Origin of the sequence: Brevibacillus fortis (assembly GCF_003013395.1) — a bacterium.
GTDB classification, from domain to species: Bacteria; Bacillota; Bacilli; order Brevibacillales; family Brevibacillaceae; genus Brevibacillus; species Brevibacillus fortis.
This window is the reverse complement of record NZ_PXZM01000036.1, coordinates 200,916-221,310: the sequence shown is the minus strand read 5'-3', so window position 1 is coordinate 221,310 and position 20,395 is coordinate 200,916. Positions and strand designations below refer to the sequence as shown.

Annotated in this window: 20 protein-coding genes, 1 tRNA gene and 2 pseudogenes; 11 read left to right on the top strand and 12 right to left on the bottom strand. The window is 43.4% G+C overall.

The features are described 5' to 3' along the window. Positions 1-153: 153 nt before the first annotated feature. The 3 genes from C7R93_RS21625 to C7R93_RS21615 all read right to left on the bottom strand — a co-directional run bounded on the left by C7R93_RS21625 (position 154) and on the right by C7R93_RS21615 (position 3,584). On the bottom strand, positions 154-1,983 hold the full coding sequence (locus C7R93_RS21625; protein ID WP_106840750.1) for a UbiD family decarboxylase: 1,830 nt from the start codon (positions 1,981-1,983) through the stop codon (positions 154-156). Between the two features lie 73 nt (positions 1,984-2,056). Further along, on the bottom strand, positions 2,057-2,758 hold the full coding sequence (locus C7R93_RS21620; RefSeq protein WP_106840749.1) for a YjjG family noncanonical pyrimidine nucleotidase: 702 nt from the start codon (positions 2,756-2,758) through the stop codon (positions 2,057-2,059). A 181-nt stretch (positions 2,759-2,939) separates the two neighbouring features. Beyond that, positions 2,940-3,584 (bottom strand): hypothetical protein, encoded by a 645-nt coding sequence (locus C7R93_RS21615; RefSeq protein ID WP_106840748.1) that lies wholly within the window; start codon positions 3,582-3,584, stop codon positions 2,940-2,942. 116 nt (positions 3,585-3,700) lie between these two features. On the opposite strand from C7R93_RS21615, the gene C7R93_RS21610 reads away from it, so the two are divergent. The 3 genes from C7R93_RS21610 (at position 3,701) to C7R93_RS21600 (ending at position 5,134) form a co-directional block, all read left to right on the top strand. Beyond that, entirely contained in the window at positions 3,701-4,228 is a 528-nt protein-coding gene (locus tag C7R93_RS21610; protein ID WP_106840747.1) for an isochorismatase family protein, read from the top strand. Between the two features lie 183 nt (positions 4,229-4,411). Beyond that, on the top strand, positions 4,412-4,657 hold the full coding sequence (locus tag C7R93_RS30095) for a VOC family protein (RefSeq protein ID WP_158264045.1): 246 nt from the start codon (positions 4,412-4,414) through the stop codon (positions 4,655-4,657). Between the two features lie 102 nt (positions 4,658-4,759). Beyond that, a complete protein-coding gene (locus tag C7R93_RS21600; protein WP_106840746.1) occupies positions 4,760-5,134 on the top strand; it encodes a DoxX family protein in 375 nt (124 codons plus the stop codon). Positions 5,135-5,223: 89 nt separating this feature from the next. Here the strand turns inward: C7R93_RS21600 and C7R93_RS21595 are convergent, their stop codons facing one another. Beyond that, positions 5,224-5,337 (bottom strand): hypothetical protein, encoded by a 114-nt coding sequence (locus C7R93_RS21595; protein ID WP_106840745.1) that lies wholly within the window; start codon positions 5,335-5,337, stop codon positions 5,224-5,226. A 108-nt stretch (positions 5,338-5,445) separates the two neighbouring features. After that, the gene (locus tag C7R93_RS21590; RefSeq protein ID WP_106840744.1) at positions 5,446-5,922 is read right to left on the bottom strand and encodes a hypothetical protein; all 477 of its coding nucleotides are present in this window, start codon (positions 5,920-5,922) and stop codon (positions 5,446-5,448) included. 277 nt (positions 5,923-6,199) lie between these two features. On the opposite strand from C7R93_RS21590, the gene C7R93_RS21585 reads away from it, so the two are divergent. Beyond that, a complete protein-coding gene (locus tag C7R93_RS21585; protein WP_158264044.1) occupies positions 6,200-7,450 on the top strand; it encodes a M48 family metallopeptidase in 1,251 nt (416 codons plus the stop codon). Between the two features lie 662 nt (positions 7,451-8,112). On the opposite strand, the gene C7R93_RS21575 is transcribed toward C7R93_RS21585, so the two are convergent. The 3 genes from C7R93_RS21575 to C7R93_RS21560 all read right to left on the bottom strand — a co-directional run bounded on the left by C7R93_RS21575 (position 8,113) and on the right by C7R93_RS21560 (position 10,597). Next, a complete protein-coding gene (locus C7R93_RS21575; protein ID WP_106840741.1) occupies positions 8,113-8,988 on the bottom strand; it encodes a hypothetical protein in 876 nt (291 codons plus the stop codon). Between the two features lie 64 nt (positions 8,989-9,052). Then, positions 9,053-9,448 carry a VOC family protein gene (locus C7R93_RS21570; protein ID WP_106840740.1) on the bottom strand — a complete coding sequence of 132 codons (396 nt, stop codon included), beginning with the start codon at positions 9,446-9,448 and terminating at the stop codon, positions 9,053-9,055. Positions 9,449-9,922: 474 nt separating this feature from the next. Next, entirely contained in the window at positions 9,923-10,597 is a 675-nt protein-coding gene (locus tag C7R93_RS21560) for a hypothetical protein (RefSeq protein WP_106840739.1), read from the bottom strand. A gap of 150 nt (positions 10,598-10,747) precedes the next feature. Between C7R93_RS21560 and C7R93_RS31180 the strand changes: the two genes are divergently transcribed. From C7R93_RS31180 to C7R93_RS30965, 3 genes and pseudogenes are all read left to right on the top strand, one after another. Beyond that, complete coding sequence (locus tag C7R93_RS31180; RefSeq protein WP_425266741.1) at positions 10,748-10,966, top strand: Tn3 family transposase; 219 nt, start codon at positions 10,748-10,750, stop codon at positions 10,964-10,966. Continuing rightward, a pseudogene (locus tag C7R93_RS30970) lies at positions 10,944-11,321 on the top strand (Tn3 family transposase). The gene C7R93_RS31180 and the pseudogene C7R93_RS30970 overlap by 23 nt, the downstream one beginning before the upstream one ends. Beyond that, positions 11,315-11,422 (top strand): Tn3 family transposase, encoded by a 108-nt coding sequence (locus C7R93_RS30965; protein WP_279629458.1) that lies wholly within the window; start codon positions 11,315-11,317, stop codon positions 11,420-11,422. Before C7R93_RS30970 ends, C7R93_RS30965 begins: the two are co-directional and overlap by 7 nt. A 113-nt stretch (positions 11,423-11,535) precedes the next feature. On the opposite strand, the gene C7R93_RS30750 is transcribed toward C7R93_RS30965, so the two are convergent. Further along, complete coding sequence (locus C7R93_RS30750) at positions 11,536-12,138, bottom strand: hypothetical protein (protein WP_244191609.1); 603 nt, start codon at positions 12,136-12,138, stop codon at positions 11,536-11,538. 698 nt (positions 12,139-12,836) lie between these two features. Here C7R93_RS30750 and C7R93_RS21545 point away from each other — a divergent pair. From C7R93_RS21545 to C7R93_RS31060, 4 genes and pseudogenes are all read left to right on the top strand, one after another. Continuing rightward, positions 12,837-13,046 carry a CDGSH iron-sulfur domain-containing protein gene (locus C7R93_RS21545; RefSeq protein ID WP_106840738.1) on the top strand — a complete coding sequence of 70 codons (210 nt, stop codon included), beginning with the start codon at positions 12,837-12,839 and terminating at the stop codon, positions 13,044-13,046. A gap of 375 nt (positions 13,047-13,421) precedes the next feature. Continuing rightward, positions 13,422-14,405, top strand: a complete 984-nt coding sequence (locus tag C7R93_RS21540; RefSeq protein ID WP_106840737.1) for a zinc-dependent alcohol dehydrogenase family protein — start codon at positions 13,422-13,424, stop codon at positions 14,403-14,405. Positions 14,406-14,683: 278 nt separating this feature from the next. Next, positions 14,684-15,076 carry a YkvA family protein gene (locus tag C7R93_RS21530; RefSeq protein ID WP_106840736.1) on the top strand — a complete coding sequence of 131 codons (393 nt, stop codon included), beginning with the start codon at positions 14,684-14,686 and terminating at the stop codon, positions 15,074-15,076. Between the two features lie 206 nt (positions 15,077-15,282). Beyond that, positions 15,283-15,510 (top strand): annotated as a pseudogene (locus C7R93_RS31060) (DUF3885 domain-containing protein); the annotation flags it as partial. A 55-nt stretch (positions 15,511-15,565) separates the two neighbouring features. Here C7R93_RS31060 and C7R93_RS21520 read toward each other — a convergent pair. The 3 genes from C7R93_RS21520 to edeA form a co-directional block, all read right to left on the bottom strand. Beyond that, the gene (locus C7R93_RS21520) at positions 15,566-16,483 is read right to left on the bottom strand and encodes an aldo/keto reductase (protein WP_106840735.1); all 918 of its coding nucleotides are present in this window, start codon (positions 16,481-16,483) and stop codon (positions 15,566-15,568) included. Between the two features lie 527 nt (positions 16,484-17,010). Further along, positions 17,011-17,084: transfer RNA gene (locus tag C7R93_RS21510), tRNA-Gly, on the bottom strand. A gap of 161 nt (positions 17,085-17,245) precedes the next feature. Next, the gene (gene edeA, locus C7R93_RS21505) at positions 17,246-20,305 is read right to left on the bottom strand and encodes a cyclic peptide edeine export ABC transporter EdeA (protein ID WP_208637841.1); all 3,060 of its coding nucleotides are present in this window, start codon (positions 20,303-20,305) and stop codon (positions 17,246-17,248) included. Between the last annotated feature and the right edge of the window lie 90 nt (positions 20,306-20,395).

Genomic DNA, 20,395 nt, shown 5'->3' with positions numbered 1-20,395 from the left:
GCAATTATCAGTTCGATTCGACAGAAATGAAAAAGATGATCCTGGATAAAACTAGGAGCCATCCTCTCTTCCTATCTCCATCCAAATAGTACCAACCATTCCATAAAAAAAGTCCGCAACGAAAGGTTACGGACCTCTACTTATTGGAGATGCTTACAGGATTCCACCCAGGCTTGCACCTTTGACAAACAGTCGTTCGATATTTTTCTCGACAGTTGGATCTGGTACCAATGGCGGTGCTTGATGTGGCTTGGTACGCGCATCAATGATCAGATTATCGCAACCCCAATGCTTGTTCTCGTAGTAGCTGTTCACGCCGTAAATGTCATGGGATGGATTGCTTCGAGTGAAGGTTGCCCACAGGAAGTTTTGTAGCGACGCACTCATGAATGTACTGTCATCGCATAGGATGATCATCGGGCAAGACGGGATCGGCCCTCTCGCTTGAATCGAGTCACACAGATTCTGTAATTGCTGCTGGGCGTTTGCATAATCGGTAAATGCAGGCCCTTGGATCGACACCACACCCGGCATGATCAAGCGTGCATTCTCAAACTCTCGCAAATCCTTCAGTTCATCCGGCACCTCTTTGCACAGCTCTCTTTTTTGATCGCCGTAAGCTGCGAGGACAACCTTGCTACCACTGTTTAAACCCGTTCCGGAATAATCCAGCGTATCAATGGTCGTGTTCGTATAAAAATGAACATCGCGATGCAGGTCGATTCTCTCCAAAATATAGGTGATAAAATCAACTTCATCATGCGTCGTCAACGGTCGATTTTCTTCTGCCGTAATGAACAAATACTTGGCCAAGCTCAATTGGCCCGTCCCTAAAATGCGGTTGGCAATGGTGAGCATCTCCGTCGGCTGTTTGACCTGCTGATAAGGCGTATATCGCTCGCTTCCAATAGCAAATAGCAACGGATGGACACCAGCAGCATCTACTGCATGGACTTCTTTTACACCCGGGATTTCTTGTTTGATCGCATCGCCCGTTAACTCGTGAATCAGCTGACCGAACGACGTATCTTCTTGTGGAGGACGGCCCACAACCGTGAATGGCCAGATGGCATTCGGCTTGGCATACACTTTCTTTACCTTCATCACAGGGAATGGATGGACCAGACTGTAATAGCCGAGATGGTCGCCGAATGGTCCTTCTGGTTTCGTATCTCCAGGGTAAATATCTCCTGTGATCACAAAATCCGCATCATTGCTTATGCAGTAGCCATCGATATAGCTGTAGTGAAAACGACGCCCTGAAAGCAAGCCAGCAAAAGTAATCTCGCTCAAGCCTTCTGGCAGCGGCATTACAGCTGATAAGGTATGTGCAGGCGGCCCACCTACAAAGCAGCTTACTTTCAGCGGCATTCCCTTTTTGGTCGCTTTGTCTTGATGGACACCGATTCCACGATGGATTTGATAGTGCAAGCCAATTTCTTTGTTTACTTCATACTCATTACCAGTCAACTGCACACGATACATACCCAAATTAGAATTCATAATTCCAGGCTTGTCCGGATCTTCCGAATAGATTTGGGGTAGCGTGACAAAAGCTCCGCCATCCATCGGCCAGCTTTGGATGAGTGGAAGGTCTGTTATGCTGATTTCCTGTGCAGTTACCGGCATGCTCGTCGATTTTTTTGCAGGCAATGCTTTTAGAGCTGCAAAGCCGTTCTCGATATTTTTAAATGGCTGCTTTAGCGCTTTCATCGGATCATTGCGCATGGCGATTATATTTTCTGCGGCTTGCCAGGTGCTTCTGAAAATAAACTTGCTTCGCTCGATCGTGCCAAAAAGATTGGATACCGCACGAAATTTTGAGCCTTTTACATTTTCAAACAGCAATGCTGGCCCGCCCGCTTCGTACACCTTCAAGTGAATCGCGGCCATTTCCAGATAGGGATCTACTTCTTCGCGAATACGGACCAAATGTCCGTGCCTTTCCAAGTCAAGAATGCACTCTTCTAAATTCTGATACATATCTATAGGGCTCCAATCACTAGATTCTAGATATTCCTGTAGATTAATACCTTCTAATCATACAGGAAAGATCCTATAAATTCACGTTACCCTTCCGCACAATTTCTTGAAGCTCGCTCAGGTCTCTGATTTCGTGCGTTGGCTGAATGCTCGTCTGATTTTCCTTGCCCAAAGGGTTGAACCAGCACGTATCGATCCCATAATGGGCTCCCCCTTGTATATCGGAGGTCAACGAATCTCCCACCATCAATACGTTTGCCTTTTCTGTTAGTTGCAGTTTGGAAAACGCGTATTCAAAAATTTCCCGATCTGGCTTCTTGTAGCCTACTTCTTCGGAAATAATCACGTGCTCAAAAGAGTTACAAAGCGGTGAAGCGGCAATTCTTGCCGTTTGGACAGAGGTGAATCCATTCGTAATGATCACCAAGCGGCAATCTTCCAGACTGTTGCACAATTCAACTGCTCCAGCTACCAGATGCACTTCTTTGCCCAAGGATTCGAGATAGGCGCTGCCGAACGCCTCTGCATCGACGTCTAGTTGAACGGCTTTGAAAAGTCTTCGAAATCTCTCTACGCCCAGTTCTGCTAGAGTGATCCTCCCCTTTTCTAAATCCTCCCACAATCCTTTACTGATCTCTTTGTAAGTCGCTCCATAATCAGGCGATCCCGTATCAAGTCCAAACTGGGAAAACGTCTTTTGTAGCGCATTTTCTTCCGTCGTTTTGAAGTCGAAAAGTGTATCATCTACATCGAATAATATGACCTGATAGCGCATGATAACCTCCAGAAATCTTTACTGATCAAGAATTCGTACAAACTAACACCTTTCTATCATATCAAAAACAGAAGGCCAACCTGCATACAAAAAGCCTCGAACTGTATCATTCGAGGCCGTGAAAGTTCCATTCCATCCTATTTCTATTCGACATTTTACTACCACTGTATTCAGGTAGACATTAATTCGCGCTTTTTCCTACATAACTCCCTGCAATGATGATCGAATTCGTGTATCCACCACTTACATTATCGAAACCTGAGAGCAAGGTTGGGACCCCAACAAATTCAACCGTATCATCTTCATAGACATCTAATGCACCTAGGTAAACAATTTGGTAGCTATCTTCCGCGTCATTGACGACATGCAAGACGGAAATCGTTCCGATTTCCGGTATTTCTTCCTCTTCGATGCTCAACACCGTTCCTTTATCTTGAATCATCGCGGCATGATACTTGGAAATATTTTTATTGATATGTTTCGGTTGCACATTTGGATCGACGAATTGCAGGGCTTCCTTCACTTTATCCCCAGTTGCCGGAAACAGATGAGCATGCTTTGTCAAAAACGCTTTGGATTCCGGTGGAAATTCTTCTCCCTCTTCAAATCCATTCACTTCATGTAAGGCGAGTGCAGCCATCGAAAGGTACGTAGCGACTTTGGTGTTTTCTGATTCCGCAGCTACCTCTGAACCTTCGCTCGTGGAAGAAGTGCCTTGCGTGGCTAAGTTGGAAAACACGGATGAGGTACTTGAATTCGTTGAACCACATCCCGTAACGAGAATAAAGGCAACAAGTATGAATGCGTAAGAAAATGAAGCTCTCATCTAACTCAACCTTCCTATTATTTCCTCCACTAGATTATCTCATGGTATTTACCTTGCAGGAAGTACACTCATTCCTTCCGAATTATTTACCTACATGGTAGAAGGAAGGTGAAGCAATGAACGCACTCTTAGTGATTGATGTGCAAAACGGAATTGTGAGTTGTGGGGATTACAAAGAGGAACTTTTTTTGATGGAGCAGGTGATCAAAGATTTCAAGGAGAGCAATCGTCCTGTCATTTTTATCAGACATATTGATGATGCAGAAGAAAGTCCACTGAATAGAAGCTCTATCGGTTCTGAAATACACCCTACATTAAAAGACTATTCCGACTACTTGATCGAGAAGCAAACCCCTAGTTCATTCTTCCAAACGGAACTCACACAAACCTTAGAAAAATTAGGGGTCGATCATCTTTTTTTGATTGGTTTTGAGACTGAATTTTGTTGTATGTTTACAGCGATCGCTGCCTATGATCGTGGATATAAAGTGACGTTTATTAAGGACGCGACTAGAACAACAAATACAGCCGATACATATGGCATGCAAGGATTAGATATTCAGCAATTCGTAGGAAAAGTGCTCGGTTGGTCAAGCGTGATTGAAGTAGTAGACTACGAGCAGTACGTTGAAAAATACAAGTGATGTGAGCAGGTCGTATTGCTCGCCATCGATTTCCCAGTGTGTGGATTGGGTGGCGAGTTTTTTATTCGTACCATTTTACTTTTGATTACGCACTGCTCCCCATTCGCACATCATACAAGATCGTCCGCAAGCTTTCCACTTTCCACCGATTACTTCTATTGTAGCTTCAACGGGTACGTTATATTGTTTCGTTTGAATATCGCATTCCTCCAAACCTTTTTCCTGATTGGATTGGTTACTTTTTGGGGCAGCTTCAAAATTACCCATCTATCGACTGTCTATAAAGTCGGGATTGAGATTTTGGAGTTTCCCAACCATCAGAAGCCCGAAAACAATTTTGCGTATTGGAAAACGGGCATCTTCCACCTTGCCGTCCAGGACCCAAATATTGAGGAACTCTCTCAAAAAGTTGCTACAGGGGCTTATTAAGAAGATCATTTGCAGAACGTTCAATCTATACTATATGACAAAAGATGTCATAATGGGCGGTTTATACTGAATCCATCAACGTAATGATTGGAGGATTTCAGTATGATAGGCCTGCGTAGCTTCGCAAAATGGGTAATGTTAATAGGGTTGTGCTTGATGTTCCTTTCAGCTGGTATGAGTAAGCTGATTGGAGATCCAGAGGCAACACTCGCTTTTCAAGCATTCGGGTTTCCCCATTGGTTCCAAGTGATAATCGGTTTAGGAGAAGTGCTCGGCGGACTGGGTCTACTTTTGAAAAAGTATGTGCGTTACGCCGCATATTCGCTCGCAGTCATTATGCTTGGTGCAACAATCACTCTTCTTTTACACGGTGATACGACTACTGTAGCGGTTCCGTTTGTCTTTCTCCTTGTTTTCTTGCTAATCGGTCGCCAGAGTGGTAGAAAAAAACAGCCGAATGATGCTACGTCGATTTAATCCTTCTACCCACTAAAAAGGCCGCCAGTTCACACCCGTAACCAGGTGAGGATCTGACGGCCTCCCTCTTTTTCTTCAAGCTCGTTCGTTTACAAATGCTTTTTTATAAAGTGTAGGAGGGTCTGACCTTGTGCGGTAAGAATCGCTCCCTTACCTTGGCATTCTAGGCAGGATTGCTCTAAGTCATCCATCGAAATCGTCATGAGACAAAACCCTTTCCCTGATAAAAATAATCGTACCTTGTCCTGATTTTAACTGTTCAAGGATAATAAAGTGTTAGACTGGCTTAGTTTATTGAAGGCTCGAACCCGTTAGTTTAACGGTTTGGTTGAACTTAGTAGTTGATTTCGTTGGTCTAATCGCTTTAATACGTCATTGACTACTTCTTTTGAAAAGTTTTTCACAATTACCTGATTCTCTATTAAGATAACATTATCGTCCATGTTCCGCTCAATGTAATCCAGCAATCCAGCCTTAGTGCAAAGGGAACACCATCTCTTGTCACCTTCACTAAAGGTGACTGTGACCTCAATATGTTCTAAAGATTCTTCACTTGAATCTTGAATCGTATCGTCAAATGTCCAGTTAAATAATACTGGTACACTACTCCCGTCAGGTACGAAATAATACTTTTTAAACCATCTTGCTCGGTTATCGTCACCAACAACCCTTATCTGTTCTTTTGCTTCGTCCTCAGCTAAAACTTCGTAATGCTTACCACGTGTCAGAGCGTCAAAATAAAGACCCACATCATTGCAAATTACTATCGTTCTTTTGTTGTCTGCCACCTTCGTTCACTCACCTGTTTCCCAATGACAATATATCAATATATAAAAATCATTATACATTAATCTTGTGCTAAACTGCCCGTTAGCGTAATGACTCAAGTTAGTCTAAAGCATTATTTTCTTAGTCTACAACTATATTTTCACAGTTTAATACTTTATTTTCAGTGAACACTAAATACCTTATTTCCAAACTGTCTTATCAGGAACAGTTACTCATGGTAGAATGCTGTCAGACAGCGCCTTGTGTACGAAACAGGCGCAGAGGGGGAATGATTCAGTGAAGCCTTGTCCTTCTTGTGGAGCACAAATAGAGGCAAACGAAGGATATCCGTTTTGGTGTGAACACTGTGACTGGAATCTAGCCGTCCCATCGAAAGAACGCCAAGGTAACGCTTGGAAGCGCCTTGAGAGGAAAATGCGTGATACATACGGCCAAGCCTTGTTCAAAGAGCTAAAGGGCCGCACCGAGCTCGTAACCAAACAGGGGGTGAGCGAGAGAGTGGCATCCGCGTACTCACTCGTCGTTATCGGATGTTCCGTTGCAGGCTTTCTCTTTTCTTTGTACGGACTTGTCGCCTGGTATCGCAGCCCCTTTATCCTCATAAGCTGTCTGCTAATCCTCCTGTTCGCATGGTTGTCGCGGCCTCGACCCCATCCGTTTCCGAAAATGGCCATTCTTTTGAATGCTGATGAACACCCAACCACCATGAAGATATTTGAAACTATGGCGCAAAAGATGGGGGTCGAAAAAAGTATACAGTTCGCGCTCTCTCCTTACTATGAAGCGTATACCACTGAATATGGATGGCGCAGAGGGAGGGTGGTTGTCATCGGTTATCCACTATTGTTTGCGTGCACACCGGGAGAGTTGACCGCACTGCTTGCCCATGAGCTGGCTCATTGCCGTAACAATGACATTAGGCGGAGCGCTCTGGTATCGCATGCACAGCGTATTCTCCTGAATTGGTGCGATTTGCTTGACCCAATCCAATACGAGGATGATGAATACCATTTTTCATTCATCGCCACGTTCAGCAGAGGGATCATGCGGCTTCTACTTTGGATTCCCTATCGTTTGCTGGCTGTTCTCATTCATCTTTATTGGAATCAGAGTCAACGTGCTGAATATGAGGCGGATCGTATGGCGGCTCAGCTTGCAGGCAGTCAGCATCTCATTTCCCTGTTGCAGATCATTCACATGAACGATGTGGTGGAGCCACTGATCGCGAGACATTCCTTGCAGAAGCAAAGTATGACACTGGGTCAGCACTTGCATGAGACTTTTTCTAAGCTGCCTGGAAAGGAAAAAATGCGCATAGTGCGCATCCTGGAAAGAAGTCAACAAAGCATGGACACGACACACCCTGCGACTCATATGCGGATCGCCATGCTGCTGCATAAAGATGCTCCTCCTGCTTATCAGATATCGGATTGGGAATACAACCGGATATGCCAGGAAATGACCGACCACCTACAGGAAAAAATGGAGCATCGAATCTTAGATGACTATCGCGCCAAGCTCGCTTAATTATCTTTCTTCACTCGTTGGGGCAGGACTCACTCGTGCAAACAGCCTTTTCATGCAAAACCGGCCCCGTCTAATGAGGTTCAAGGTGGTGGGCGAAGTGCTGAAGGAGGTCACCAGAAGAACGCCACTAAACGCCAATGTCTATGCGTTTAATTTGACGGACATAAGGCTCCTCTATTATTATTTCTGTCCAAATTGATTCTCCTTATGGTTGTAATGTGATTGTTGGTTGTTCGGGTGCAAAACGCTGAACGGACGAAAAGGCCTTGCCTGTGAGCTCTTCTCTCTCAGGTGGGGCCTTTCAAATTCTGTTTCAAAATTCAAGCCAATATTCGAGGGTGAAGGCACTTGTATGCCCATCCCCGTTAGATATACTTCCTTCATCCCCTGTAGTTCACCTGCTTCCGCTCGTGGTATTGATCCAATACATTTTGGTATCTATTGCCCTTGTTCGAAGATAATAAAGTTTTAGACCGGAACTGTTGATCTGGCGTAATCTTGAAGAAGAATTATTCGTTGCTCGTTAGAAATAAGTATTAGACTGACCCTACCAATCAAAACAGCGGTAGCCATGGACCAGAAAATAAAGTCCTAGACTCCCGCTATATTATTGAACTATCAAAACCCGTTAGTTGAATGGATACTTGACCCACTCTGTAACACTATGTTCCAGTATGCACCCCAACCTTGCTCGAAATTTTTACTATATCATTACGATCACGACCTGAAACAGCCCAAATTTCTTCTTGCTTTAAAAAATAAAGGGTCAACAAACCATTGCACTTAACCCATATTGCAGGACGGTTCTGATACTCGGTTATTTCGAAAGTGGGAGATTCTTCACCAGTTACGATATGGGCTATCTTAGGGGCATAAGGCAGAGAAAGCCAGCAGGTGATAAAATCGCCCATATTATCTATTACCCAGCGCCAGCCGTATGAATTTTCCAAGATAGTACGGTTTTCTTCATCAAAGCCGCAGTGAACACCTTCTAAATTCGGGCTATGGACAAGATGACGGTTAAGTCTAACCAGGTTAATCTGAAATCCTTCAACAGCTGCTGAAACAATATTTTCTTTTTCTATTGAAGCAAAGCCACGAAGACCATGAAACGCAAGTAAATCAGCGAGAGTTGCTATACCCCACTTTTTCCGCTCTTCATCTGTTGTGACTGGATCAACACATGGTAAACGATAAGTGCCACCAAAAGGAATTAACTGATTACCATATTTTGCTGGCCTACCTTGCCAGACAAGCCATCTATCCAGAGCTACAGCAGCGAGCCATCTTGCTTCGAAATATCCGAGCTCACTTGCTTTCTTAGCTAATTCATGCGCTTGAAACCAATCATTTAATGAGTCACCGTGCTGGAAGATTAACGCAGCGTGAAAATAATCAATCCCTTCGGTCACCCCTCCTTCGGAAAGAATTCCTCTTACCCGATTCCTCCTTAAAATATCTCTTTCTACACGATTAACTGGGGTATTCTTTAAGTCTCTTTGATCTTCTTCGAGCAAACGTCTCAACTCGATATTCATCAGAAAACTTCTCCTTATTTATTTAAACTAATGAACCCGTTAGTTCAATGCTTTAAATCTGTTCCTATGGCAATTGTTTCGCGATCTCCCAAGCATGTCCTGCCGGATCGATGAATGTAGCCGTTCGCACTCCCCACGGCCGGTCGATCGGACCGTTCAGTAGAGCAACCCCACGTTTTTTCAATTCTTCACATACCTCATCCACGTCATCGACCCAAATGGTGAGTAGGAAACGGAATCCGGAATCACGTGTTGCGACTGTTCCCGGTTTCATCAATTCGTGTGACTCGGAAATATCCAAAAGGTTCACGCTCATATTCCCGAAGTTAAACACCGACGAGACCTCGTCTTCATATACGGCTTGAAATCCGAATACTTCCTGATAGAACGCCTTCACCTTCTGAAAATCCTCAACAAACAGCGTAATGACATCCACATTCATAGATCCCAAACTCTTCATATGAACACCCTGCTTTCTGCTTATCATTAATTCAATCATAGCAAATATGAAAATTGATATTTCTTATGAATTGCTTCCTTTTCATTAAACTGCCCGTTAGCTTAATCTAAACTCCATTCTTCTACTTTGTGTTGTCATTCCAATTGACTTATAAAAATCGATTGCATTTTGATTCTTCTCCGCCCCCCAAAATTTATCAACACCACTAGGGACAAAAGAAGTAAGGTGGAGATCCCCCTCTACCTAACGAACTCATCAGCAAACTTTAGATAACCTAGATAGGATACTCGAACAACAAAAACTAATGGTTGTAACATAAAAAGTGACCAAATGAATGGTCACTTTTTACTTTTGGATGGTTTTATTTATTATCTCGTAGGCTAACGATGGATTAAAAGCCAATAGCTTTAAGTTAACTTCTTTATTAGTTGACGATGAAGAATAATGGAGTGCAAAGACATGAAGAACTTGAATTTAGTAGCGCTTTGTGATTAATATGCTGGATGTAATGTCGTTAAATCCGTGGGGAACCAAATCGCGAATCTGGGTGCCCTGTTGATAAGCATTACCACTAAAACTCAAACTTCTTCCAGTAAAGTCTGCATGTTCGAATATCGTTATATCATATGGTCCGACGATACGAATGGATGAAATCTTGTCATTAAGTGGGATAGTGCTCGCGCTTGAGTTTAACTTGATCCAATCGCCGCTCATTCCGTAGTTATCGTACAAGTAAACTCCATGCATACTTTCAGGTTTAAGAGGTCCAAGAATCGTTACAGAAGAAGTTTCATCGTTCCCAATATATTCATCACTCAAGTCAGGATCATCGAAGTAATAAGTAGTGCTACGCCCATTATAAGCTAAGTGTTCATAAACAGTTACTGCGTATATTTGATGGTCTCCAGCATTTACAAACTTGATCGAGGAAGCACTGTCATTGAAGTATTTTTCATCAAGTCTAAGGATAACACCTGGAGTTAGACCCAGACAATGACCTTGATAGTTTGCATCTTCGCATAAATAAGCAACTGTTGGACCTGAACCAGTGATTGGACCTTGCCCATCCGCGGATACTGCTGACCCTAATGCAATGAATGCCAACACGAACGTTGTTAAAGCACTTATTAACCTGACTACACCTTTCATTTTCAATCCCTCCTATTAGCTAATGTTTAATACAGATATATGCTATTATAATTACCAAAATATGGCAATGTAATATTTGTTAATTTTTTGTCTATTTATAAAACTGTCTATTTACTAGAAAAGTCCCCTTTTTCCCAAGCTATGTAGTCTATTCTTCCCCATACTGATCTTCCAGAACTCCTACTTGAAGTAAGCAGAGCGGGTAGTGGTGTCACATACTACAACTTTACCAGTGATCAGTTTACAAAGTTTCATAGAATCGTTATACCTGGCACACTCAAAGACTCTCTCTATCTTTTATCAGGAATTTTGGAACCAGCAAACTGTCTTGCAGCCAAGAGAAGTTATGACGGATACTGCTGGGTATAGTGATATTATTTTCGGGTTATTCGGGTTACTTGGCTATCAATTCAGCCCTCGCATTGCAGATATTGGAGGCTCTCGATTTTGGAGGATTGATCCAGATGCAGCTTACGGAGAATGAAACAAACTTGCAAAACATAGAATCCGAAAAGATATTAGTAATCGTTATTGGAATGATATGTTGAGAGTGGCAGGTTCTATAAAACTCGGTACAGTCAATCCGACGCAACTGATTCAAGCCAAACAACGCGGAGGAAAGCCGACCATGTTAGGTCGTACCATCGCGAATTTGGACGGATCTATAAGACACAGCACTTCCTTACTTATCTTGATGATGAAGGATATTGACGCAGAATTTTAACACAGTTAAACAAAGGAGAGTCACGTCATAGTCTTGCTAGAGCAATTTATTATGAAAAAAAGGAGAGCTTTATTAGAACGCCCATTGCTCCCCCTAGATGAAACTTCTTAATTGAGTTAATAAAATTGGTGAGGTTACTACAAACAAACCTCACCAATTTCTTTGCCTTTTTTTTTTCTATTACTACACAAACCCCAACAATGGCTATTTGTTCCTACAATTCATCTTCAGTGTCAGCGCCCTTCGCTATTTCACGGGATATAAACTGCATGAACTTCGTAAAGTAGCGTTCGGATGCTTCCCAGCGTATGGAGTTTAAATAAGAAATGTTCTCGCGCCCGTACTGGTTAGGAGGCTGATAATGCCGGGAAACAAATTTTTCATTACCTAACGTATAGAAATAGAATGATCCATCGGGAGTCTGAATTTCAATTCGGGCATCCAGATTGTCCCCATCCTCGTCCGTATGTGCCTGCCGAAAACGATAATACTTGGAGCCATCCCAGAACCCGTCGTTTTCCTCTCCTGCCGGATCCAATGCCTGAATCGTGGGGTGCTGCAAAATTCGCTCCATGTAGCGCCTGTCAACGCCCGGCAAATACAGCTCAGCTACATTGGCGCAGGTTAGCAGCATGATCCAGTAGTAGGTAATATCCGACAACTGCTCCTGTGGCTTATCGGTAATGTCTTCCCATACCGCTCCTTCATGCTCCGTTTTTCTTTGCAGACTAACGGCATGGTCTTCTTCAAGATAAATAAAATAGTGGTTATGGTCATCCTTAATGTAAATGCCAGGGTTCAGTTTGCCCTTCTCCACATCAACCTAACAATGGTTTCTCCGTGGTTGTAGGAGCCGCACAAAATTTCTTCGACTAACAGATTTCCCTCGATGTAGATTTCCTGACCGCCCACCGCCATGTTTTTAGCAGTCAGATCCCCCATCACCATAAGCCCTATGCGCCATCTGTATCTGCATTGTAGAGGTTGTCCACCGTAAGCTTCCTGTCAATGAAAATAAGCGTTGTCTCCTGCTACTGCGGAAACGGCTTCTCCCAATCTAGATCGAGGGAAGACAATGTTAGATTTCCGTTATAATAAGCCGCAATATGATTTTCGGTAAAATCTTGATGGAATCGTGACCACCAGGATTCCTCGGGAAACTTATCTTTTAGTTCACTAAAGATACGAACTGAAATGAGTTGCTCATCGTTTCACTCCTTCGGCTTCCAAGTTCTCTCTATATTGTAAAAATAAATAGATAATTTCTCCATCTTAGATTCATTGCAAATATAATGAAATGGATTTAGATATGCAATAACACTGTTTTAACATTAAAAAACAAGATTAATTCCGTTGCCGTCACTTATGATTAGCTAACACGAATTCGTCATGTTCTACCAGCTCGTTCACTTTCGCGACGGTGGGCTCTTCCCATTTAGACAAGTAATTATTGACCACATACCCTTCTGCTCGAAAGCATAGTAGGTAAAGATAGTAAAAAAGGAGGGATGACATGTGGATCAAGAAAAAGTAACCATCAAGATTAACGACAATGGATCAATTCGTGTTACCGGTGCGGTTGACTTGCTGGACGGAGCAGGTGACAAGTATGAAGTCGGTGCATCTTTTTCACTCTGTCGATGCGGGCAATCCGAGAAGAAACCGTTCTGTGATGGCACGCATAAAAAAGTAGGATTTGAAAGTGCACCACGAGCAAAATCATGATTCGAAAGAGCGCAGATGCGCTCTTTTTCACTTATCAATCGCATTTTATGTAAATTTGTTTCCTCATTAAAATGTTGGTATAATTTTGAAGAATGTAACATTTAGAAGCGGTCTTATTTTTCTGGATTATCCAGAATATCTAAAACTCTGCAAGCGAAAGTGGGTGGGTTATCGTTCTAGCGATAGGTACTTTTGAGAGGAAGAAAAAGCATAAGATCGCGTATCTGTTCTTTTTTGTAGCTGCGTTCCAAGTTCTCGTTTTGATTGACGGGGTTTATTTTTTATACGTAAGATAAAGACATTCCGATTCCATATACACAGTCGTAGAACCATCCTTCTTTCGGTTATGGCTGACAAAGCAAGGAGTGCACAACCATGTATGCACAAGTTGTACGTTATGAACAATTTGGCGAACCCCATGAAGTATTGAAGATTGAACAGCGGCTGATTGAACCTCTGAAGCAAGATGAAATATTGGTGAAAATGAATGCACGTCCGATTAATCCTTCTGATCTTATCCCGATTCGCGGTGCGTACAAGCATCGCATCAACCTTCCCGCAATTCCTGGGTATGAGGGCGTTGGTACCGTTATTGATACAGGTCATTTTGCTCCCTCCTCTCTTATCGGGAAACGTGTTCTGCCTTTACGCGGTGAGGGCACCTGGCAAGAATATGTAAAAACGCCAGCCGAGCTAGCCATTGAGGTTCCCGATTCGATCCAAGATGATACCGCCAGTCGGTTGTACATCAACCCTATAACTGCGTGGGTCATCTGCAATGAGACACTTCAACTGTCTCCCCATCAGGTTTTGTTAGTCAATGCAGCCAACTCAGCGATTGGCCGCTTGTTTATTCAGTTATCCGCTCTTTTTGGTTTTAGGGTGATTGCCATCGTCCGAAATGCAAGATATACCGAGAAGCTGATGCAGCTTGGAGCATGGCATGTCATCGACAGTTCACGTGTGTCTATCTATGATGCCATCATGAGTGTAACGAACGGACACGGTGCTCATGCGTCTATTGATTCAATTGGCGGTCCAGACGGTTTAGAGCTGGCTAAGTCTACACGTGCCGGCGGGATTTTCTTGTCTTTAGGCCTTTTATCGGGAGTTCAAGTAGATTGGTCGATCATCTCGAAAGAGCTTGGTGTTCTCCCTCAATTGTTTTTATTGCGCCACTGGAATCAACGCGTATCTGTGTCTACCTGGCACAAAACGTTTGAGAAAGTCATCGAGCTCGTTCAGAATGGGAAGCTCATTTTAGCAGAGCCTGGAGAGAAATTTGCTTTGCATGATGTTATAGAGGCAGTGCAATTTGCGGAAAGCCGCCATCGTACGGGGAAAATCATCTTGGTGTAATCGCTTGGGAGCTTTTCTACGAGCAAAATAAATCATAAGCTCACCATGCAGCACCTCATGGACTATTTAGATCAAAACGCTCCCAAGAGTGGCTATGTTAGCCTAATCGCAGATGTTCCTGCGGATAAACTATACGAACAATTCGGGTTTGCGTATACCGCTCCTCGTTCTGTAGGAATGTATAAGTGGTTTAAATGATCGTATCTACATAAAGAAACCGAAGCCAAAAATGAGCGTTTTCTCACCCTTTTTGGCTTCGGCGAAACATAGGAGGTCCTATGGCCAAACATGAAAAGAGGTTTCTCAAAAATTATGAATCAAAAGCATCTGAATATCTGAACGATAAAGAAAAAGCATCTAATCTCTTAAAGAAAGCAATGAAAAAAGCAGATAAAAAAACACTCGGAGATGCTTGGGAGAATTTACAGTTACTTTTTGGTATTTTCGGTGATTGGACGAGCGGAAAATACCGAGCAATCCCTGTTAAATCCATATTAATGATTATTGGCGGGATATTGTACTTTGTTGCGCCCATAGACGCAATCACAGATTTTATTCCTGTTGCTGGTTTACTAGATGACGCAGCAATTATTGGATTGGTGTTTCGACAAGTGAGCAGCGACCTTACTCTATACAAAGAGTGGAAGCAAAAAGGATTTTTACAGGAATAGAAAAAAACATTCAAAAGATGGTAGGAGAGCTTTTGTTCTCTCCTATTTTATTTTCTCCGAATCATTTTAGTAGAGCGAGGTGCTTTGATGGCGGTACACGAGTATTTACAGCATACATTTTCCAATGCTAATGCTTAGACCACCTTTATTTTATAGCTGGGATATTTGAATCCGTTTTGAGCTGGATGTGAACTCTGATCACCGTAACGCATCGATTCGCTTTGAAGTGTAAAACATCCGACCTTGCATTTGTTCCGATGATACAAGCAATCTGCCGTCAGGATATGGGATTAAAGCCGCGTATTTTTCATCGGATCTACTTTATCAATACCAGCAAGCATACAATATTTCACATCTATGACGATCGAGGCTGTGATTTATTAGCCACTACTCCAGAAGCAATCAGAGGTATTTATGACAGCTATGATCAGTGAATATTAGACTATGACCGAGCAAAGATCTATCAGGTATTTGCGTAAGTGGAATCAGTTACGGCAACACATTTCCGGCAGCGCGATAGATGTCATACCACTCTTCTCGCGTCAAGCGAATATGTGCTGCTTTCACGCAGTCTTTCATACGGTCGATATTCGTCGTGCCAATGACAGGTTGCATGTTCGCCGGGTGCCGTAATATCCAAGCGATGGCGATTGTCGTGTTAGTTACTTCATATTTAGCTGCAATTTCATCGATTTTCTTGTTCAACTCGGGAAACTTCTCGTTCCCAAGGAAAGATCCTTCGAAAAATCCATGCTGGAAGGGCGACCAAGGCTGAATCGTAATATCATGCAGCCTACAGAAGTCGAGTACGCTGCCATCGCGGTTCACAGCAGATGTGTTCTCCATATTGACATTGAAGCCTTGTGAGATCATCGTCGCGTTCATAATGCTGAGCTGCAACTGGTTAGCAACGATTGGTTGCTTCAGATATTTGTTTAACAGCTGGATCTGCATCGGATTTTGATTGGAGACGCCAAAGTGACGCACTTTACCCGCGCTTTTCAGGAGATCAAATGCTTCCGCTACTTCTTCCGGCTCGACAAGAGTGTCTGGGCGATGCAAAAGCAATACGTCCAAATATTCAGTTTTTAATCGTTTTAGAATGCCATCCACTGCATTCACAATATGCTCTTTGGAAAAGTCGAACATGCCGGGCCGGATGCCACATTTCGATTGCAAAAGGATACCCTCGCGAACGCTAGGGCTCATCTGAATCGCTTCTGTAAATACTTCCTCACATCTGCCTTTTCCATAAATATCAGCATGGTCGAAGAAGTTCGCCCCTTGTTCAAGCGCCGTCTGTACGAAGCGCTCCGCTTGCTGCTTGTCTAGTGACCCAATCCTCATGCAGCCGATCGCGATGACTGGTACTTCTAACTTGCTCGTGCCGAGTAGTATGGTTCTCATTTCGATCCCCCAATTCTATTACTGGATTGTACGATGACACCTGAATGTCATTTTTTTCATTTTGTCATGGATGAAGAAGCGTTTCAATACCGTGGCTCTTCCCTGTACACCAATGATTCTTCTATTTTCGGTAGTAATATTTTGCCCATTCGTTGATGATTTGTTTTTTCGTCTTCGCCTTCACTCTAGGAAAATCGCTTGTCTCCCAATCTCGAATCGCATCTCGATATGACTTGTAAAACCAGAAATCATTGATATTCCATGAGCAAAAAATTTTCCGATACATGCATCCAGTATGAATTCCAGACCTGTATCTTCTTACAGCCTTACTTGATAACCGTTTTGCGAACTTTTTGGGAAGTTAATGACCGTAGTTCATCTCCTTCATTGCATACCCTCCTTCGGGTTTATCACATGAAAATACTCACGAACGACTTAAAAGTTTCGTTTCCAAGTGCGTTTTTGTGCAATTATTGCCGCAAAAAAAGAAAAGCCTTTGTTATCAAAGACTTTTCTGCCATTTCGTATGGAGCGGGTGATGGGAATCGAACCCACGCCGCAGGCTTGGGAAGCCGGAGTTCTGCCATTGAACTACACCCGCAATATGTGATCGCAATCCATTCCAACTGCTTCCAATTATATAGCTGTCTGAATTATTTGTCTAGCACCTCCAATCGAATGGAACCCTGTCAACTATGCAAGAAAAGACCGCCGGGAACAATCCCGATTCGGTCTTCTCTGACTTCTCTGATTGGTTTGACATCAGGCATGCGCGAACGTTTGCTGCGAAATAATTCGCCCACTCTCCATTTTCACTACCTGGTCAGCAAGGTGAAAATAGCGATCGTCGTGTGTGATCGCAATTACACATTTGCCCTGTCTTTTCATTTCTGGCAGCAATGATTCGTAAAAGAATTGACGATACTCTGGATCTTGGTCCGCTGCCCACTCGTCAAAGAGGAAAATGGGCCGGTCTCTTACCAGACTGAGCATTAAGGCAAGACGCTTACGCTGACCCGTAGACAGCTTCGTCGTGCTAAACGTCCCCGTTTGATCCACCTCTACTTTATCAGCAATGCGAAGCACCTCTAAATATTGGCTCACTTCTTTTTGCTTTGCTTGGTAATCGATTCCGTACATCTTCTCAAACAAGTAGAAATCACTAAAGATAGCAGAGAAGAATTCGCAGCGTTGATCAGCATTCACTTTTTGTCCGTTCATGAAAAACTCGCCCTCATCCTGCTCGTACAATCCGGTAATCAGTTTGGCAAACGTTGACTTCCCGCTTCCGTTACCGCCAACAATAAAGACGGTCTCTCCTTTTCGGCAGGAAAAGTCCAGGGGCCCCACGGAAAACTCTTCACCTTCATTGTTTTTGTATCGGAACTGCACTTGTTCAGTTGAAAACGTTTCAAAGTCTTGCGTTTTCCACTCTGCCAAACTTTCCACTTCTCTTCTTGTTTCCACTGATAACGAATCAAGCAGCGCATTCAGTCGTTGCCAACTGATCTTGATGCGAATCAGCTCCGGTACTGCATTCAGGATACCGTGAACGGGCCCTGTCATATACAGAAAGACAAACACATAACTAACCAGCATCTCTTTTTGAAGAGAAGGGAAGAGAATCGGGAATAAAAAAGCAACCGTACCGATCACCACGACGAAAAGCAATTCCCCTATCAAATACACGTTCACAAATTTAAATTGGCCGGCTGATTTCTTTTCTCGATAGTCAGCGCAGCTTCTTTCCATGTGCTCTTCGAATTCTTTTCTTTGCGCCTGGGTGAGATATAGCTCCTTGAAGCCACCGATCATATCGGTAATATAGGAGAAAAACACATTTTGGATGTCTCTCGTTTCCTCCCATACTTTGTTTGCAAAGCGTCCTGCCAGCGTGTAAAGGCCCACAGCGACAAAGATAACAGCCAAACAAAACAAAAATCCGTATAGATCCAGTGAGCCCAGATAAATGAAGCAAAACACGAGCGTAACCGCACTGGTTAGTGCCACGACGACACTATTGGCGAACGTACTGATCGTTTCTGTATCGTTATTCAAACCCGCATATATCTGACCGTTATCGATTGTCTCGTACTTTTGATAAGGTGTCCTGAAAATTTTGCGGATCAGTTCCATTCTTTTTTCGTAAACCACTTCATTCGTGATCACAATCAGTCGACTACGCATCATTTTTTCCCCAACGATATACAGCAAAATACCCAGGAGAAAATACAAGAAAATGGATGCATGAAACTTGTTGGTAGAAGTGAGCGCAAGATTAATCATAAAAATAATCAGCGCATTTCCAAACCCGCTGATCAGTCCCTGGATGACAATAGACGTCATGGATGTTTCTTTTGATTTCGGAAACAAACGGAGCAGCGTGATATAGACATTAAATAGAGCTAGGCTTGCCACCAATGCGTACATGGCGTAAAAAATGGTGATCGGAAGCCAGACCTCGATGAAATGCCACGGTAGCCCCATAAAAAAAACATCCGGCAAATAGTACAAGGCAGCTGTCAATACACTTCCCATGAGAACAAAAGCAATGAAGGATGCAAAACAGATGCGCCCCGCATTCGAGGCAAGTTTTCGTTCGCCTCGAAAGAATTGCACCAAAATCTGCAAGATTGCCCCACCAAGTATCACCACAAGGATACCAAGGATCACGAGAGAAATGCTTGCCAGACGATCTGCTTTAAGATTGGTGTCAGACACGACTTTTGGAACTTCTTTTCCTTGAACGAGATTGACCGCCCCTTCTGCGATAACGAATGCGTTCAACGAGTTTGTATTGGTCAAAACGACGGCTCCCAGCTTTTCCTCTGGACGAAACACCACGTACGATGAGAATGCAGGGTTGTTGCCACCGTGCGAAATTTCCCCACCACCATCCTGATAAATCATCCAGCCTGACGCATACGAGGAACCGTCTGCAGCAGGAGCTACCGAACGGTCAGGAAGATGTGAGGCACGCACCAACTCTGTGTGAAACGCTGAAGTCTCCACCCCTAGCTGAATCTGAAGCCATCGCTCCATATCGTTCAGGTTGGATACGACATAACCAGCTGGCGTGTTTCCACGATAATCCGGTGCATCGTACACTTTTTGGGAAAAGAAGCTGACTTTGTGCCCGCTTGCCAAATCCCACTCGGGTGCTTGTGCCTTCAAAAAGGTATGGGTTAGTCCCAATTTGGCAATGATTTGTTGCTGCACATACTGCTCATATGATTCTCCGGTGACTTTTTCAATAATATAGCCAAGAATGTCATAGTTAAATGTGGCATATTCATACTCGGTTCCCGGCTTACGAACCAGTTCTGTATGATTGAGCGCTCGAACTGTTTCTTCGATTGCCTGCTCGCTAGAAGAAATAGGTATGGAGCCAATGCTTTTAAACGGAAAACCACTGGTATGGTACAGTAAATGCTTGATCAGGATCGTCTCCGGTTGTCCTTTATATGTAACGGTAAACCATGGTATAAAGCTCTGAACAGGATCATCCAGAGAAAGACGTTTTTGCTCGACCAGCTGGTGAATGGCTAGCGCCGTAAAAGCTTTGGAGTTCGATCCGATTTCAAACAACGAGTCAGAAGTTATACGTTCTTGCTTCTGGATGTCGGAATATCCAAACGATTGCTTGTAAACGGTTTTCCCCTCTTTGACGACAACAACTGCTGCACCCGGGATTTTTTCCGATTCCATTGTATCTTTGACCAGTTGTTCAATTGCCGTTGCGATTTCGGTATCTTTTTGACCGTTATTCTCGGCGTAAACGGGCATGCTCCCTTGTAGTCCGAGAACCAGACACATTAGCAAAAATGCTAGTTTTCGTTTCGACTCATCTATGATTTTTTGCAGAATGATCCTCTCCTTTTTGGCACTGCTACTGTGAGGTAGACCGCATTT